Raw genomic sequence first — 14320 nt, 5'->3', positions numbered from 1 at the left:
AGGGGCTCTCCACGGCGCTAGCCGATAGGCGGGTCATGCTTTATTATCCAGCATCTTTTTCAGCCCATCGAGAGGCGTGCGGCCTAGCCCGGCCGATGGCTCGCCGTAAGCACGGACCAAAAAACAAGATGGCAGTCAAATATCCCGCTTTTCGTAAAAAATTCCCTCTCCTGGTTACCGGCAGTTTGCTCGCACTGCAACCCGTAGCGATGCCTTTAGTGTTTGCAGCCGAACAATTCGCCTGCCAACCAGGCGCCGGAGGCGGCTGGGACTGCGCCTCGGACACCGCCAGCCCTGCGATACCGCCTCGGCCGATCCATGCCGGCAGCGCAGTAAGCGAGACCGGCGATACAGCGCCGCGTCCCGACAAGGCCGAGCGCAAAGTGGCCACGACGAAACTGGTCACAGAGACCAGAGGCCGCGCGCTGGCTTCTCGTAGCGCTGACTACAGCCACCTTGACTGGGTTCCGCGTGACCAGCTGACCAATGCGCAGCTGGCCGAGACAGGTCCATATTGCGCCGGTACCTATGTTGAACCGAACCGACCAGGTCAGTTCGACAATACGCCGATGAGCGAGTCGCCAACCTACGTATCGGCGAAAGCCACGCGCTATGAGCAGCAACAAGAAGTTGCGACCCTGGCTGGTGACGTTGTGCTACGCCAAGGCAGTATTCAGGCCGAAGCTGACGAGGCCAGCCTCTATCAGCTTGAGAATCGCGGTGAATTAAAGGGCAATGTCCGCCTGCGCAATCGCGGATCGCTGATGGTTGGCGACCGCGCAGAGCTATTCCTCGACACCGGTGAAGCGCAGGTCGAGAACGCCGAATATGTGGTTCACGAGGGCAAGGTCCGTGGCAGCGCGACTTATGCCAAGCGCACCGACGACGCCATTATCCGCCTCAAGGACGGGACCTACACGCGCTGCGAGCCGGGCAACAATGACTGGTATCTGCAGGGCAACAACGTCACCCTCGACCCCGCGACCGGTTTCGGCTCAGCGACCAATGTGACGCTACGGGTCAAGGGCGTACCCGTTTTCTACACGCCGTACATCTACTTCCCGATCGATGATCGTCGTCAGTCCGGATTCCTCGCTCCGAGCATCAGTTCTTCCAGCGATACCGGACTGTCGCTGGTGACGCCTTATTATTTCAATCTGGCGCCGAACTTCGATGCCACGCTCTATCCGAACTACATGACCGATCGCGGCTTGCTGATGGAAGGCGAATTTCGCTACCTGACGCGCAGCAGCGAAGGGCAGTTCGGTGCCGCCTACCTGAACGACAGCAACGACGACCGCAAGCTGCAGTCGGAGTCCGAAGACCAGCGCTGGATGTACAGCTGGCAACATCGGACCGGACTGGACAGCCGCTGGCTGGCCGAAGCGGACTACACCGATATCAGCGATCCTTACTACTTCCAGGACCTCGACACCAACCTGAGCATCGATCAGCCAGATCACCTGGATCAGCGCGGGACTCTCACCTATCGCGCGCCGTCCTACACCGCTCGCATCAACGTACATGCCTACGAGCGGGCCACCATTGCCGACGTCACTCCCTACGAGCGCCTGCCTCAGCTGACGCTGAATGGCGCCCTACCGTTTCAGCCGGGTGGGCTTCGCTTTGCCTATAACACCGAGTTCGTCAGTTTCCAGCGCAGTTTGCGCAGCGGTAACTTTCTTAATGATGACGGTAATCCGGAACGCTGGTACGACGACCGACTGAGCGGCCTGAGACGAGCAGAAGGCGAGCGGCTGCACCTCGAGCCTGGGGTCAGCCTGCCGATGAACTGGAGCTGGGGCTTCATTACACCGTCGGTGAAGTATGCGTACACCAAGTACGACCTGACGCTGGACAATACCGGCAGTAGCCAGGTGACCGACTTCAATGATTCCCCTGACCGCAGCGTGCCGATCTTCAGCGTCGACAGTGGCCTATATTTCGATCGCGATACTCAATGGTTCGGCAAGGACTATCGTCAGACGCTCGAACCACGGATGTTCTATTTGTACGTTCCCGAAGAAGACCAGGATGACATCCCGGTGTTCGATACGGGTGAGAACACCTTCAGCTACTCCTCACTCTGGCGCGATAACCGCTTTTCCGGCAAAGACCGTATTGGGGATGCCAATCAGCTGTCGCTTGGCGTGACCAATCGCTGGATCGAGCCGAACGGTTTGGAGCGTCAGCGCTTGAGCATTGGCCAGACGGCGTACTTCCGAGACCGCAAAGTGCAACTGCCAAATCTGGAAGACCGTCCGGGGGCCACGTCGGATGTATCCCCTTATGCGCTTGAGTACCTGTTCCGCTTCAACCGCGACTGGCACTTCAGCTCGACCTTCAACTGGGATCCGGATGAAGGCCGTACCCAGTCAGGCAGCGCGATGTTCCATTACCAACCGGCTAATGATCCGCGCAAGATCGTCAACCTCGGCTATCGCTACCGCAACGACACCGTGCGCTTCGATCAGGCCACCGGTCAGTGGACCTATGGCGGCGATTACGGCACACCCGGAACACCCGAGTACATAAAGGACTATTACAAGATCAACCAGCACGACATCTCCACTATCTGGCCAATCGTGCCGCAGTGGAGCGTGATCGCGCGCTGGCAGCATGACTACAGCCGCAACCGTACGCTGGAAGCCTTTGGTGGTTTCGAGTACGACAATTGCTGCTGGAAGCTGCGTTTGATCAACCGCTACTGGATCGATTACGACGAAACCAGTCTCAACCCATCGCAGAACGATGAACCGGACAACGGCATCTTCCTGCAAATCGTCCTTAAGGGACTCGGCGGCGTGTTCGGCAGCTCCACCGAGACATTCCTCGACGAAGGCATACAAGGCTACCGTGAACGTGAAGATCAAGCTTTCTGATTTCCTGCGCCCCCTGCTGGCGGGCGCGCTTCTTCTAGGCAGCGTGACCGCTGTCACTACCGCATCGGCCCAGGTTCGGCAGCTAGACCGCATCGTCGCCATTGTAGATAACGATGTGATCATGCAGAGCCAGCTGGACCAGCGCATCCGCGAAGTCCAGCATACTATCGAAAAGCGCGGGGCCAAAATGCCGCCCGTGGACGTGATGCAACAGCAGGTACTCGAGCGACTGATCACCGAGAATCTTCAGCTGCAGATCGGTGATCGCTCTGGCATCCGTATCGCCGACGAAGAACTCAATCAGGCCATGGGCACTATCGCCCAGCGCAACAACATGAACCTCGACCAGTTCCGCGCCGCGCTTGAGCGGGACGGTTTGAGCCTCGACACTGCTCGCGAGCAGATCCGCCGCGAGATGGTCATCAGCCGCGTGCGCCAGCGCCGAATCGCTGAGCGAGTTCAGGTTTCGAATCAAGAAGTGGAAAACTTCCTGGCATCCGATCTCGGCAAGTTGCAGTTATCCGAGGAATACCGTCTGGCCAACATCCTGATCCCGGTATCGGAGTCAGCTGACTCGGCTGCCATCCAGGCCGCAGAAAAGACGGCAAGGGATACTTACGAACAGCTGCAGAACGGCGCGGACTTCGCAAAGCTGGCGGTGTCTCGCTCGGCCAGCGAGAACGCCCTGGAAGGCGGCGATATGGGTTGGCGCAAAGCAGCTCAGCTGCCACCACCCTTCGATACCGAAGTCAGCTCCATGTCGGTCGGTGACGTTACCCAGCCTGTCCGCACCCCTCCGGGTTTCATTCTGCTCAAGGTGCTGGAAAAGCGCGGCGGCGATACTCAGGTGCGCGACGAGATCCATGTCCGTCACATCCTGATCAAGCCCAGCCAGATCCGCAGTGAAGAGGAAAGCCGCCGCCTGATCGAGCGGTTGCGTGATCGCATCCTCGCCGGCGAAAGCTTCTCCGAACTTGCACAAAGCTTCTCTGAAGACCCAGGTTCTGCACTTAACGGCGGCGACCTGAACTGGATCGACCCCAGCTCGCTGGTTCCGGAGTTCCGTGAAGTCATGGCCGCCACCCCGGGCGGACAATTGTCCGAACCCTTCAAGACCCCTTATGGCTGGCATATCCTGGAAGTGCTTGGGCGCCGTGCCTCGGATGCCAGTGACGACTTCCGCGAGCAGCAGGCGCTGACCTTGCTGCGCAACCGCAAGTACGAGGAAGAGCTGCAGAACTGGCTTCGCCAGATTCGCGACGAGGCCTACGTCGAAATCAAGATCTGATCGAGACGTTTCCCCCTGGTTCACGCATCAAGCAGTAGCCTCAGCGGGCCGGCCATTCGGCTGGCCCGTTTCATTTCACCAGCCTGAAGATCTCCCATGACCGCCAAACGCTTCGCCCTGACCCCCGGCGAACCCGCCGGAATCGGTCCCGATCTCTGTCTGTTGCTTTCGAGCGACAGCCATCCACACGTGCTGATCGCCATCGCCAGCAGCGAGCTCATGCACGCTCGCGCCACAGAGCTTGGCCTCGACATCGACCTGATCGAAGTGAGGCCTGACAACTGGCCGAAGCGCCCGGCGCCCGCCAGAAGCCTCTACGTCTGGGATACACCGCTTGGTGCGCCCGCGGCTAGCGGCCAGCTCACGCCGAGCAACGCGGAGTACGTCTTGCAGACGTTGAGACGCGCTGGCCAAGGCTGCCTCGATGGGACCTTCGCTGGCATGATCACCGCCCCGGTGCACAAGGGCGTAATCAACGAGGCCGGCATCCCGTTTTCCGGTCACACCGAGTTTCTCGCTGAGCTGACCGGCACCGAACAGGTGGTGATGATGTTGGCCACGCGCGGTCTGCGGGTTGCATTGGTGACCACTCACCTGCCGCTCAAGGACGTTGCGGCCGCAATCACCGCTGAACGCCTGCAGCGTGTGACGCGCATCCTGCACAAGGATCTAGTGGAAAAGTTCGGGATCGCCAAGCCTCGAATTCTGGTCTGCGGACTCAACCCGCATGCCGGCGAGGGCGGACATCTTGGGCGCGAGGAGATCGAGATCATCGAGCCGGCTCTGGATCAGCTTCGAAAGGAAGGCCTCGATCTTGTCGGACCGTTGCCCGCCGACACTCTCTTCACGCCCAAACACCTCGACAGCTGCGATGCAGTGCTCGCGATGTATCACGATCAGGGCTTGCCGGTTCTCAAATACAAGGGTTTCGGCGCGGCGGTCAATGTCACCCTCGGTCTGCCGATTGTGCGCACCTCGGTGGATCACGGCACGGCCCTTGATCTTGCAGGAACCGGCCGCATCGATACCGGCAGCCTGCAGGTGGCGCTGGAGACGGCTTATCAGATGGCGCGGTTCTAGAGCGGTTGGAGGTGACAGCGCGTGCCGCGCCCAGAGCCTGGCGGAGCAGATTGAAAATTTCCTGGCCACCCGTCCGCCCTGCTTGTTTTGATGCGGAGAGCATCTGAACCACCGTTGATGGGCTGGACGATGCCAAAAGCGACAACTACTCCAGCCTGTTAAACTGCGGACCTTTTCGCTTTCCGCCTCAAGCGCTGCGCTTCAGGCTGCACTCTGGGTATCGCTGTCCATGTCCGAGAACTATCAACACCGGGCGCGCAAGCGTTTCGGTCAGAACTTCCTTCACGATGCCGGTGTGATTCATCGCATCCTGCGGGCAATCAATGCCAAACCGGGCGAACGCATGGTCGAGATCGGGCCGGGCCAGGGCGCGCTGACTGAAGGCCTGCTGGACAGTGGCGCGCAACTCGATGTGGTCGAGCTGGACCTGGACCTGATCCCTATCCTTCAGGACAAATTCGCAGAGCGGGAGAATTTTGCGCTCAACCAGGGCGATGCCCTGAAGTTCGACTTCTCGAAGCTGAGCCAGGCACCTGGAAGCTTGCGGATCGTCGGAAACCTGCCCTACAACATATCCACGCCGCTCATCTTTCACCTGCTCGCACATGCATCCTTGATCCGAGACATGCATTTCATGTTGCAGAAGGAAGTGGTCGAGCGTCTCGCTGCCGAACCGGGCGGCGGTGACTGGGGCCGGCTTTCGATCATGGTGCAATACCACTGTCGGGTCGAGCACCTGTTCAACGTCGGGCCGGGCGCCTTCAACCCGGCCCCGAAGGTCGAATCAGCCATCGTCCGACTGGTGCCCCACGACGTGCTACCGCATCCGGCGCGCGACCATCGCCAACTGGAGAACGTGGTCCGCCAGGCCTTTAATCAGCGCCGCAAGACGTTACGCAACACGCTCAAGGGGCTTTTGGACGCCGACGCCATCGCGGCCGCCGAAGTGGATGGCAGCCTCCGTCCGGAACAGCTGGACCTGGCTGCGTTCGTAAGATTGTCAGATCAACTTTCCGCCCACAGCAGCGCCCGCGTCTGAAGGCGAAACAACCAGCAGGAGTCAACATGCCTGAAGACCTCCGCTACTGGATCGAAGTCAGCGTCAGCCCGACATATCTGGCCGACCAGTCGCAGCCGGAACAAAACCGTTATGCATTTGCCTACAGGGTGACCATCGAAAACAAGGGTCAGCTTATTGCGCAGCTGCTGTCTCGGCACTGGGTCATCACCGATGGTGACGGCCAGGTGCAGGAGGTACGAGGCGACGGCGTCGTAGGTGAGCAGCCGGTCATCGCGCCGGGCCAACGCCATGTCTATACCAGCGGCACCTTGATGGCATCCCGCGTTGGCACCATGCAGGGCAGCTATCAGATGCTTGCCGAAGATGGACACCGATTCGACGCCACCATCGCGCCCTTCCGGCTGGCCGTACCGGGAGCCTTGCATTGACTACCTACGCCGTCGGCGACCTGCAGGGTTGCCTCGAACCGCTGAAATGCCTGCTGGAACGAGTCGACTTCAGCCCTTCGCGGGACTGCCTGTGGCTCGCCGGGGATCTGGTCAACCGTGGCCCGCAGTCACTCGAGGCGCTGCGCTACGTGCGAGATCTGGGCAGTTCGGGAATCACTGTGCTCGGCAACCATGACCTCCATCTGCTGGCCGTTGCGCACAACATCGAGCGACTCAAGCGATCGGACACCCTCACGCCGATTCTGGAAGCCCCCGACCGCAACGATCTGATCGAATGGCTGCGTCGGCAAAAGCTGATCCACCATGACCCTGAGCGTTCGACGGCCATGGTCCATGCCGGTATCCCGCCCCAGTGGACATTGGCCAAGGCGCTCAAGCGCTCCGCCGAAGTCGAAGAAGCCTTGGGCGACGACGCGATGATGCAGCCCTTCCTTGATGGCATGTACGGCAACCAACCTGCCAAATGGAGCAAGGATCTGCATGGCGTACCACGGCTGCGCCTGATAACCAATTACCTGACGCGTATGCGTTTCTGCCAGGCCGACGGCACGCTTGACCTGCAAGCCAAAGAAGGGCTCGACTCAGCACCACCGGGCTTCGCGCCATGGTTCAGTCACGCCCATCGCAAGACCCGCGATTGCAAGATCATCTTTGGTCACTGGGCGGCACTGGAAGGTAAATGCGACGAGCCTAATGTTTACGCGCTGGACACCGGCTGCGTATGGGGCAACACCATGACCCTGATGAATCTTGACAGCGGCGAAATGCATAGCTGCGACTGTGAGGCCAGCAATGACTGAATTCAAACGCATCTCTCCGGAACAGGCCCAGGCACTGCGCGATAAAGGCGGGGTGGTGGTCGACATTCGGGACGCTCACAGTTACGCAAGTGGGCACATCACCGGGTCGACTCATCTCGATAACCAGTCGCTGCCGGATTTCATCGCAGCCGCCGATCTGGATCACCCGCTTATCGTGACCTGCTATCACGGCAACTCCAGCCAGAGCGCCGCCGCCTACCTGATCCATCAGGGTTTTTCGGACGTCTACAGCCTCGACGGCGGCTTCGAGCTGTGGCGGCAGACATATCCGAAGCACGTCGCGCAGGACGAACCGCAATAAAAAAAGCCTGACCCCAAATGCCGCGTATACCGCGGCCTTGCGCGCTTCATCCGACGAAACGCAGCGGTAAATACATCCCCCTTCCCTTGAATTTGCTGAATCCGAACTATCCTTCAGTTCAGGCCATACAAACAGGTGAACGCCGTGTATCGGCTACCGGCCTCAAATTGCGACCATCAGGTGTTCGGGGGGACTCCATAGGCCGAAAAGTCGGCCGTACCTGAATGCATGATGACAACACCGGCTCCGAGCATCGTCCGAGGTGAAGTCAATGAGCATTTTCAGCCATTTCCAGCAACGATTCGAAGCAACCCGCCAGGAGGAATATTCGCTTCAGGAATACCTCGATCTGTGCAAGGAAGACCGGGGAACCTACGCCACAGCATCCGAGCGCCTCTTGATGGCGATCGGCGAACCCGAGCTGATCGACACTTCAAACGATTCTCGCCTGTCGCGAATTTTTTCCAACAAGGTTATCCGCCGATATCCCGCGTTCGAAGACTTCCATGGCATGGAAGAATGCATCGATCAGATCGTGTCCTATTTCCGCCACGCCGCGCAGGGATTGGAAGAGAAGAAGCAGATCCTCTATCTCCTGGGCCCAGTGGGCGGCGGTAAGTCTTCTCTTGCTGAGAAGCTCAAGCAGCTTATGGAGCGAGTCCCGTTCTACGCGATCAAGGGCTCACCGGTATTCGAGTCGCCGCTGGGGCTGTTCAACCCTGCCGAAGATGCGCAGATCCTCGAAGAGGACTACGGCATACCCCGGCGCTACCTCAGCTCGATCATGTCGCCTTGGGCCACCAAGCGCCTGCAGGAATTCGGCGGCGATATCAGCCAGTTCCGAGTGGTCAAGCTGTACCCGTCGATCCTCAATCAGATCGCAGTCGCCAAGACCGAGCCGGGCGATGAGAACAATCAGGACATCTCTGCACTGGTCGGCAAGGTGGATATTCGCAAGCTGGAGGAATTCCCGCAAAACGACGCCGACGCCTACAGTTACTCAGGCGCGCTGTGCCGCGCCAACCAGGGCATGATGGAGTTCGTGGAAATGTTCAAGGCACCGATCAAGGTGCTGCACCCGCTGCTGACCGCCACTCAGGAAGGTAACTACAACAGCACCGAAGGGCTCGGCGCGATCCCGTATAACGGGATTTTGCTGGCTCACTCCAACGAGTCGGAATGGCACACTTTCCGCAACAACAAGAACAACGAAGCCTTCATCGACCGCATCTACATCGTCAAGGTGCCGTACTGCCTGCGGGTCACCGATGAAATCAAGATTTACGACAAGCTGCTGTTCAACAGCTCCCTGTCCAAGGCCCATTGCGCGCCCGATACGCTGAAGATGCTGGCGCAGTTCTCCGTGCTGAGCCGGCTGAAGGAGCCCGAAAATTCCAACATCTACTCGAAGATGCGGGTGTACGACGGCGAGAACCTCAAGGATACCGATCCCAAGGCCAAGTCGATTCAGGAGTACCGCGATACCGCTGGCGTCGACGAGGGCATGAACGGCCTTTCCACTCGCTTCGCCTTCAAGATCCTGTCCAAGGTATTCAACTTCGATCCACACGAGATCGCCGCCAACCCGGTGCACCTGCTCTACGTGCTGGAGCAGCAGATCGAGCAGGAGCAGTTCCCCGCCGAGGTGCGCGAGCGTTATCTGCGCTTCATCAAGGAGTACCTGGCGCCGCGCTACGTCGACTTCATCGGCAAGGAAATCCAGACCGCCTACCTCGAGTCTTACAGCGAGTATGGCCAGAACATCTTCGACCGCTATGTGCTCTACGCGGACTTCTGGATTCAGGATCAGGAATATCGCGACCCTGAAACCGGCGAAATCCTCAATCGCATGGCGCTGAACGAAGAGCTGGAGAAGATCGAGAAGCCGGCCGGCATCAGCAATCCAAAGGACTTCCGCAACGAGATCGTCAACTTCGTGCTGCGCGCTCGCGCCAATAACAACGGCAAGAATCCGTCCTGGTTGAGCTACGAGAAGTTGCGCGTGGTGATCGAGAAGAAGATGTTCTCCAACACCGAAGATCTGCTGCCGGTCATCAGCTTCAACGCCAAGGCAAGCAAGGAGGATCAGAAAAAGCACAACGACTTCGTCGTGCGGATGGTCGAGCGCGGCTATACCGAGAAGCAGGTTCGACTGCTTTCGGAATGGTACCTGCGGGTTCGCAAATCACAGTAACCGCAGCCATAAGCTGCAAGCTACAAGCGCATGAAATGGCAGAGCGCTAACCGGCTCGGCTGTTCACTTGCCGCTTGTGGCTAGCAGCTTAAAGCTGCCCCGGAGGGGCCTATGAGTTACGTGATAGACCGCCGTCTGAACGGCAAGAACAAGAGCACGGTCAATCGCCAGCGCTTCCTGCAGCGATACCGAGGACACATCAAGAAAGCCGTGGAGGAGGCCGTTGGACGCCGTTCCATTACCGATATGGAGCACGGTGAACAGATCAGTATTCCCGGTCGGGACACCGATGAGCCGATCCTTCACCACGGGCGTGGCGGTCGGCAGACCATCGTCCATCCCGGCAACAAGGATTTCATCGCAGGTGAGCGCATTCCTCGCCCGCAGGGCGGCGGCGGTGGGCAAGGCGCAGGCCAGGCCAGCAACAGCGGCGAGGGAATGGATGACTTTGTCTTCCAGATCACCCAGGAAGAGTTTCTCGACTTCATGTTCGAGGATCTGGAACTACCCAACCTGGTCAAACGCCATCTGACCGGCACCGACACCTTCAAGACGGTCCGTGCAGGGATCAGTAACGAAGGCAACCCTTCACGTATCAACATCGTTCGTACCCTGCGCTCGGCCCACGCTCGCCGGATTGCGCTGTCCGGCAGCAGCCGCGCGAAACTGCGGGAGATCAAAGCCGAGCTGGCACGGCTCAAGCTTGAGGAGCCTGCCAATTTCACCGACATCCAGGCAGCCGAGGAAGAAATCGAGCGGCTCAGCGCGCGCATCCACCGTGTGCCGTTTCTGGACACGTTCGATCTCAAGTACAACCTGCTGGTCAAGCATCCCAACCCGAGCTCGAAAGCGGTGATGTTCTGCCTGATGGACGTCTCCGGCTCCATGACCCAGGCAACCAAGGACATTGCCAAGCGCTTCTTCATCCTGCTGTACCTGTTCCTCAAGCGGAACTACGACAAGATCGAGGTGGTGTTCATCCGACATCACACCAGTGCCAAGGAAGTCGACGAAGAAGAGTTTTTCTACTCCCGGGAAACCGGCGGCACCATCGTCTCCAGCGCGCTGAAAATGATGCAGGAGATCATGGCCGAGCGGTATCCGGCCAACGAATGGAATATCTATGCCGCACAGGCCTCCGACGGTGACAACTGGAACGACGACTCGCCGGTATGCCGGGACATCCTGATCAACCAGATCATGCCGTTCGTCCAGTATTTCTCGTACGTCGAAATCACTCCGCGCGAACACCAGGCGCTGTGGTACGAATACAACCAGGTAGCCGAAGCCTTCGGTGACTCGTTCGCCCAGCAGCAACTGGTAACCGCAGGAGACATCTATCCGGTGTTCCGCGAGCTCTTCCAGCGGCGCATGGCTAGCTGAGGTACGCAGCATGAAACGACAGCCCATTTCCACCGGCTCGGAATGGACCTTCGAGCTGATCCGCACCTACGACCGCGAGATCGGCCGCATCGCCGAGCGCTATGCGCTGGACACCTACCCCAACCAGATCGAGGTCATCACCGCCGAGCAGATGATGGATGCCTACGCATCGGTCGGCATGCCGCTGGGCTATCACCACTGGTCCTACGGCAAGCATTTCCTCAGTACAGAAAAGTCCTACACCCGCGGACAGATGGGCCTGGCCTACGAGATCGTGATCAACTCCGATCCCTGCATCGCCTATCTGATGGAAGAGAACACCATCACCATGCAGGCGCTGGTGATCGCCCATGCCAGTTACGGCCATAACAGCTTTTTCAAAGGTAACTACCTGTTCCGCACCTGGACCGACGCCAGTTCGATCATCGATTACCTGGTATTTGCCAAGCAATACATCATGCAGTGCGAGGAGCGGCACGGGATCGACGCCGTGGAAGACCTCCTCGACTCCTGTCACGCGCTGATGAACTACGGTGTCGATCGTTACAAGCGCCCCTACCCCATCTCCGCGGAGGAAGAGCGCCGCCGGCAGAAGGATCGTGAAGAACACCTGCAAAAGCAGATCAACGATCTGTGGCGAACCATTCCCAAGCTTGGCGACAAAGGTGATGAACGCCAGCAGAACCAGCGTTTCCCGGCTGAGCCGCAGGAAAACATCCTCTACTTCATCGAGAAGCACGCGCCATTGCTGGAACCCTGGCAGCGCGAGGTGGTGCGCATCGTGCGCAAGATCGCGCAGTATTTCTATCCGCAACGCCAGACCCAGGTCATGAACGAAGGCTGGGCCACTTTTTGGCACTACACCTTGATAAACGACCTCTACGACGAAGGCCTGGTGACCGACGGATTCATGTTCGAGTTCTTGCAGTCCCATACCAGCGTCATCTACCAGCCCGGTTTCGACAGTCCTTACTACAGTGGCATCAACCCCTACACACTGGGGTTCGCCATGTATCAGGACATCAGGCGAATCTGCGAACACCCCACCGAGGAAGACAAACATTGGTTCCCGGACATTGCCGGCAGCGATTGGCTCACCACGGTCAAGTTCGCGATGAACAACTTCAAGGACGAGAGCTTCATCCTGCAGTTCCTTTCGCCCAAGGTGATCCGCGACCTCAAGCTGTTCAGCATTCTCGACGATGACCACAAGGATGAGCTGCTGGTCCCGGCCATCCACGACGAGAACGGCTACCGCGCGATTCGGGAGTTGCTGGCCGCACAGTACAACCTGGGAAACCGGGAACCTAATGTGCAGGTCTGGAGCGTCGACCGCCGTGGTGATCGTTCGCTGACCTTGCGTCACCAGCAGCACGATCGCAAGCCACTGGGCGGCTCCACGGATGAAGTGCTCAAACACCTGCATCGGCTCTGGGGCTTCGACGTGCACCTGCAATCGATGCAGGACGACAAGCTCGTTGCCACGCACCATATGCCGCCGCGTGTCGAGCCGGATGCCGAAGCCAAGTTTCCGGGCATGAACCTGTCCCTTCCACCAATCTGAACCACCCCCGCCCCGCTTGTCTCCAGGCTTCGTGGCTTGCCGCCACGGGGCTATGGTTTATCCTCCGCCGCAACGGAGGACTACATGCAAATTTATAAAGTTGGCGGAGCGGTGCGTGACCGGTTGTTAGGGCGACCCGTGACCGAAGTGGACTGGGTCGTGGTGGGCTCCAGTGCTGAAGACATGCAGGCCAAGGGGTTTCGCCCGGTAGGCGCTGATTTTCCCGTGTTTCTGCATCCCACCACTGGCGAGGAATATGCGCTTGCCCGCACGGAGCGCAAGAGCGGCCGCGGTTACGGCGGGTTCACCTTCTACGCCAGCCCCGACGTCACGCTCGAAGAAGACCTCACCCGTCGCGACCTGACTATCAATGCCATGGCGGAGGATTCGGATGGCCACGTCATCGATCCGTACGGGGGCCAGGCAGATCTTGCCGCCCGCCAGCTCAGACATGTCTCCCCTGCGTTCGCCGAAGATCCGCTGAGGGTGCTGCGTGTGGCTCGCTTTGCCGCGCGCTACGCGGAGCTCGGCTTTAACGTCGCACCTGAAACGCAGGTGCTGATGCGCCAGCTCGCCGAGTCTGCCGAGCTGGACGCGCTGACACCGGAACGAAGCTGGAAAGAGATTTCACGCGCGCTGATGGAGCCTCGCCCGGATGTTTTCCTGCAAGTACTACGCGATTGCGGCGCTTTGCAGGTGCTGTTTCCCGAGGTCGAACAGCTGTTCAAAGGGTCAGCCACACAGGCAGATTCCGAAATGTCTGCCGGGCACCATGTACTTCGTACGTTGCGCCAATGCGCAAATCAGCAGCAGCCACTCCCCGTCCGCTGGGCCTGCCTGCTCCAGCCGCTTGGCAAGGAGGAACAACCGGGTCACCAACCGTCCACTCGCGACGCTCAGTGCCTGCAGATGATCGAAGCCCTAAACACCCGATTCAAGGTGCCGCGGGACTGCCAGGAGCTGGCCCTGCTCACGGGCGAATTTCATAGCCAGGCGCAGGACTGCCTGCAGCTACCCGCCAATATCCTTCTCAACATGCTTCAGCATTTCGACATCTACCGCCGCCCTGAACGTTTCGAGCAGTTCATCGCTACCTTGGAGATGGATGCAACGGGCCGCCCAGGCCAGGGATCACGCGATTACCCGCAGGCCCGGCACCTGCGCGGCGCCGCCGACGCAGCACGCGCCGTGCAAGCAAAACCGCTGATCGATCAAGGCCACAAGGGAGCGGAGCTGGGCGAAGCGCTCAAGCGTGAGCGATTGGCCGCGGTTGAAAAGTATCAGCAGCAAAGCAGCGCCTGGAAAACACTGAACTGCTGACGAGCGCGCAAGCGGTG

At 59.3% G+C, this 14320-nt stretch carries 11 protein-coding genes; all 11 read left to right on the top strand.

The window, feature by feature from the left end:
- Positions 1 to 128: 128 nt before the first annotated feature.
- The 11 genes from NA619_RS05355 to NA619_RS05305 all read left to right on the top strand — a co-directional run bounded on the left by NA619_RS05355 (position 129) and on the right by NA619_RS05305 (position 14303).
- Entirely contained in the window at positions 129 to 2882 is a 2754-nt protein-coding gene (locus NA619_RS05355; RefSeq protein ID WP_255960697.1) for an LPS-assembly protein LptD, read from the top strand.
- Positions 2863 to 4170 (top strand): peptidylprolyl isomerase, encoded by a 1308-nt coding sequence (locus NA619_RS05350; protein WP_255960695.1) that lies wholly within the window; start codon positions 2863 to 2865, stop codon positions 4168 to 4170. Before NA619_RS05355 ends, NA619_RS05350 begins: the two co-directional genes overlap by 20 nt.
- A 96-nt stretch (positions 4171 to 4266) precedes the next feature.
- On the top strand, positions 4267 to 5250 hold the full coding sequence (pdxA, locus tag NA619_RS05345) for a 4-hydroxythreonine-4-phosphate dehydrogenase PdxA (RefSeq protein WP_255960693.1): 984 nt from the start codon (positions 4267 to 4269) through the stop codon (positions 5248 to 5250).
- A gap of 229 nt (positions 5251 to 5479) precedes the next feature.
- The gene (rsmA, locus tag NA619_RS05340) at positions 5480 to 6289 is read left to right on the top strand and encodes a 16S rRNA (adenine(1518)-N(6)/adenine(1519)-N(6))-dimethyltransferase RsmA (protein WP_255960691.1); all 810 of its coding nucleotides are present in this window, start codon (positions 5480 to 5482) and stop codon (positions 6287 to 6289) included.
- A 26-nt stretch (positions 6290 to 6315) separates the two neighbouring features.
- Complete coding sequence (gene apaG / locus NA619_RS05335; RefSeq protein WP_255960689.1) at positions 6316 to 6699, top strand: Co2+/Mg2+ efflux protein ApaG; 384 nt, start codon at positions 6316 to 6318, stop codon at positions 6697 to 6699.
- Positions 6696 to 7520 carry a symmetrical bis(5'-nucleosyl)-tetraphosphatase gene (locus NA619_RS05330; protein WP_255960687.1) on the top strand — a complete coding sequence of 275 codons (825 nt, stop codon included), beginning with the start codon at positions 6696 to 6698 and terminating at the stop codon, positions 7518 to 7520. The genes apaG and NA619_RS05330 overlap by 4 nt, the downstream gene beginning before the upstream one ends.
- Positions 7513 to 7842: a thiosulfate sulfurtransferase GlpE gene (glpE, locus tag NA619_RS05325; RefSeq protein WP_255960685.1), complete on the top strand. Its 330-nt coding sequence runs from the start codon at positions 7513 to 7515 to the stop codon at positions 7840 to 7842. The genes NA619_RS05330 and glpE overlap by 8 nt, the downstream gene beginning before the upstream one ends.
- A gap of 271 nt (positions 7843 to 8113) precedes the next feature.
- A complete protein-coding gene (locus tag NA619_RS05320; RefSeq protein ID WP_255960683.1) occupies positions 8114 to 10036 on the top strand; it encodes a PrkA family serine protein kinase in 1923 nt (640 codons plus the stop codon).
- Between the two features lie 111 nt (positions 10037 to 10147).
- Positions 10148 to 11419: a YeaH/YhbH family protein gene (locus NA619_RS05315; protein ID WP_255960681.1), complete on the top strand. Its 1272-nt coding sequence runs from the start codon at positions 10148 to 10150 to the stop codon at positions 11417 to 11419.
- Positions 11420 to 11429: 10 nt separating this feature from the next.
- Positions 11430 to 12983, top strand: a complete 1554-nt coding sequence (locus NA619_RS05310) for a SpoVR family protein (RefSeq protein ID WP_255960680.1) — start codon at positions 11430 to 11432, stop codon at positions 12981 to 12983.
- Positions 12984 to 13067: 84 nt separating this feature from the next.
- Positions 13068 to 14303 carry a multifunctional CCA addition/repair protein gene (locus NA619_RS05305; RefSeq protein ID WP_255960678.1) on the top strand — a complete coding sequence of 412 codons (1236 nt, stop codon included), beginning with the start codon at positions 13068 to 13070 and terminating at the stop codon, positions 14301 to 14303.
- Positions 14304 to 14320: the final 17 nt, after the last annotated feature.

Source organism: Stutzerimonas stutzeri, from assembly GCF_024448895.1.
GTDB lineage: Bacteria > Pseudomonadota > Gammaproteobacteria > Pseudomonadales > Pseudomonadaceae > Stutzerimonas > Stutzerimonas stutzeri_Q.
Note: the sequence above shows the minus strand (reverse complement) of the source record. Positions and strands in the feature narration are given on the sequence as shown.

Excerpts from the sequence above, each read along its gene's own strand:
- NA619_RS05355 (WP_255960697.1), top strand. The coding sequence starts at position 129 with ATGGCAGTCAAATATCCCGCTTTTCGTAAAAAATTCCCTCTCCTGGTT.
- pdxA (WP_255960693.1), top strand. The coding sequence starts at position 4,267 with ATGACCGCCAAACGCTTCGCCCTGACCCCCGGCGAACCCGCCGGAATC.
- rsmA (WP_255960691.1), top strand. The coding sequence starts at position 5,480 with ATGTCCGAGAACTATCAACACCGGGCGCGCAAGCGTTTCGGTCAGAAC.
- apaG (WP_255960689.1), top strand. The coding sequence starts at position 6,316 with ATGCCTGAAGACCTCCGCTACTGGATCGAAGTCAGCGTCAGCCCGACA.
- glpE (WP_255960685.1), top strand. The coding sequence starts at position 7,513 with ATGACTGAATTCAAACGCATCTCTCCGGAACAGGCCCAGGCACTGCGC.
- NA619_RS05320 (WP_255960683.1), top strand. The coding sequence starts at position 8,114 with ATGAGCATTTTCAGCCATTTCCAGCAACGATTCGAAGCAACCCGCCAG.
- NA619_RS05315 (WP_255960681.1), top strand. The coding sequence starts at position 10,148 with ATGAGTTACGTGATAGACCGCCGTCTGAACGGCAAGAACAAGAGCACG.
- NA619_RS05310 (WP_255960680.1), top strand. The coding sequence starts at position 11,430 with ATGAAACGACAGCCCATTTCCACCGGCTCGGAATGGACCTTCGAGCTG.
- NA619_RS05305 (WP_255960678.1), top strand. The coding sequence starts at position 13,068 with ATGCAAATTTATAAAGTTGGCGGAGCGGTGCGTGACCGGTTGTTAGGG.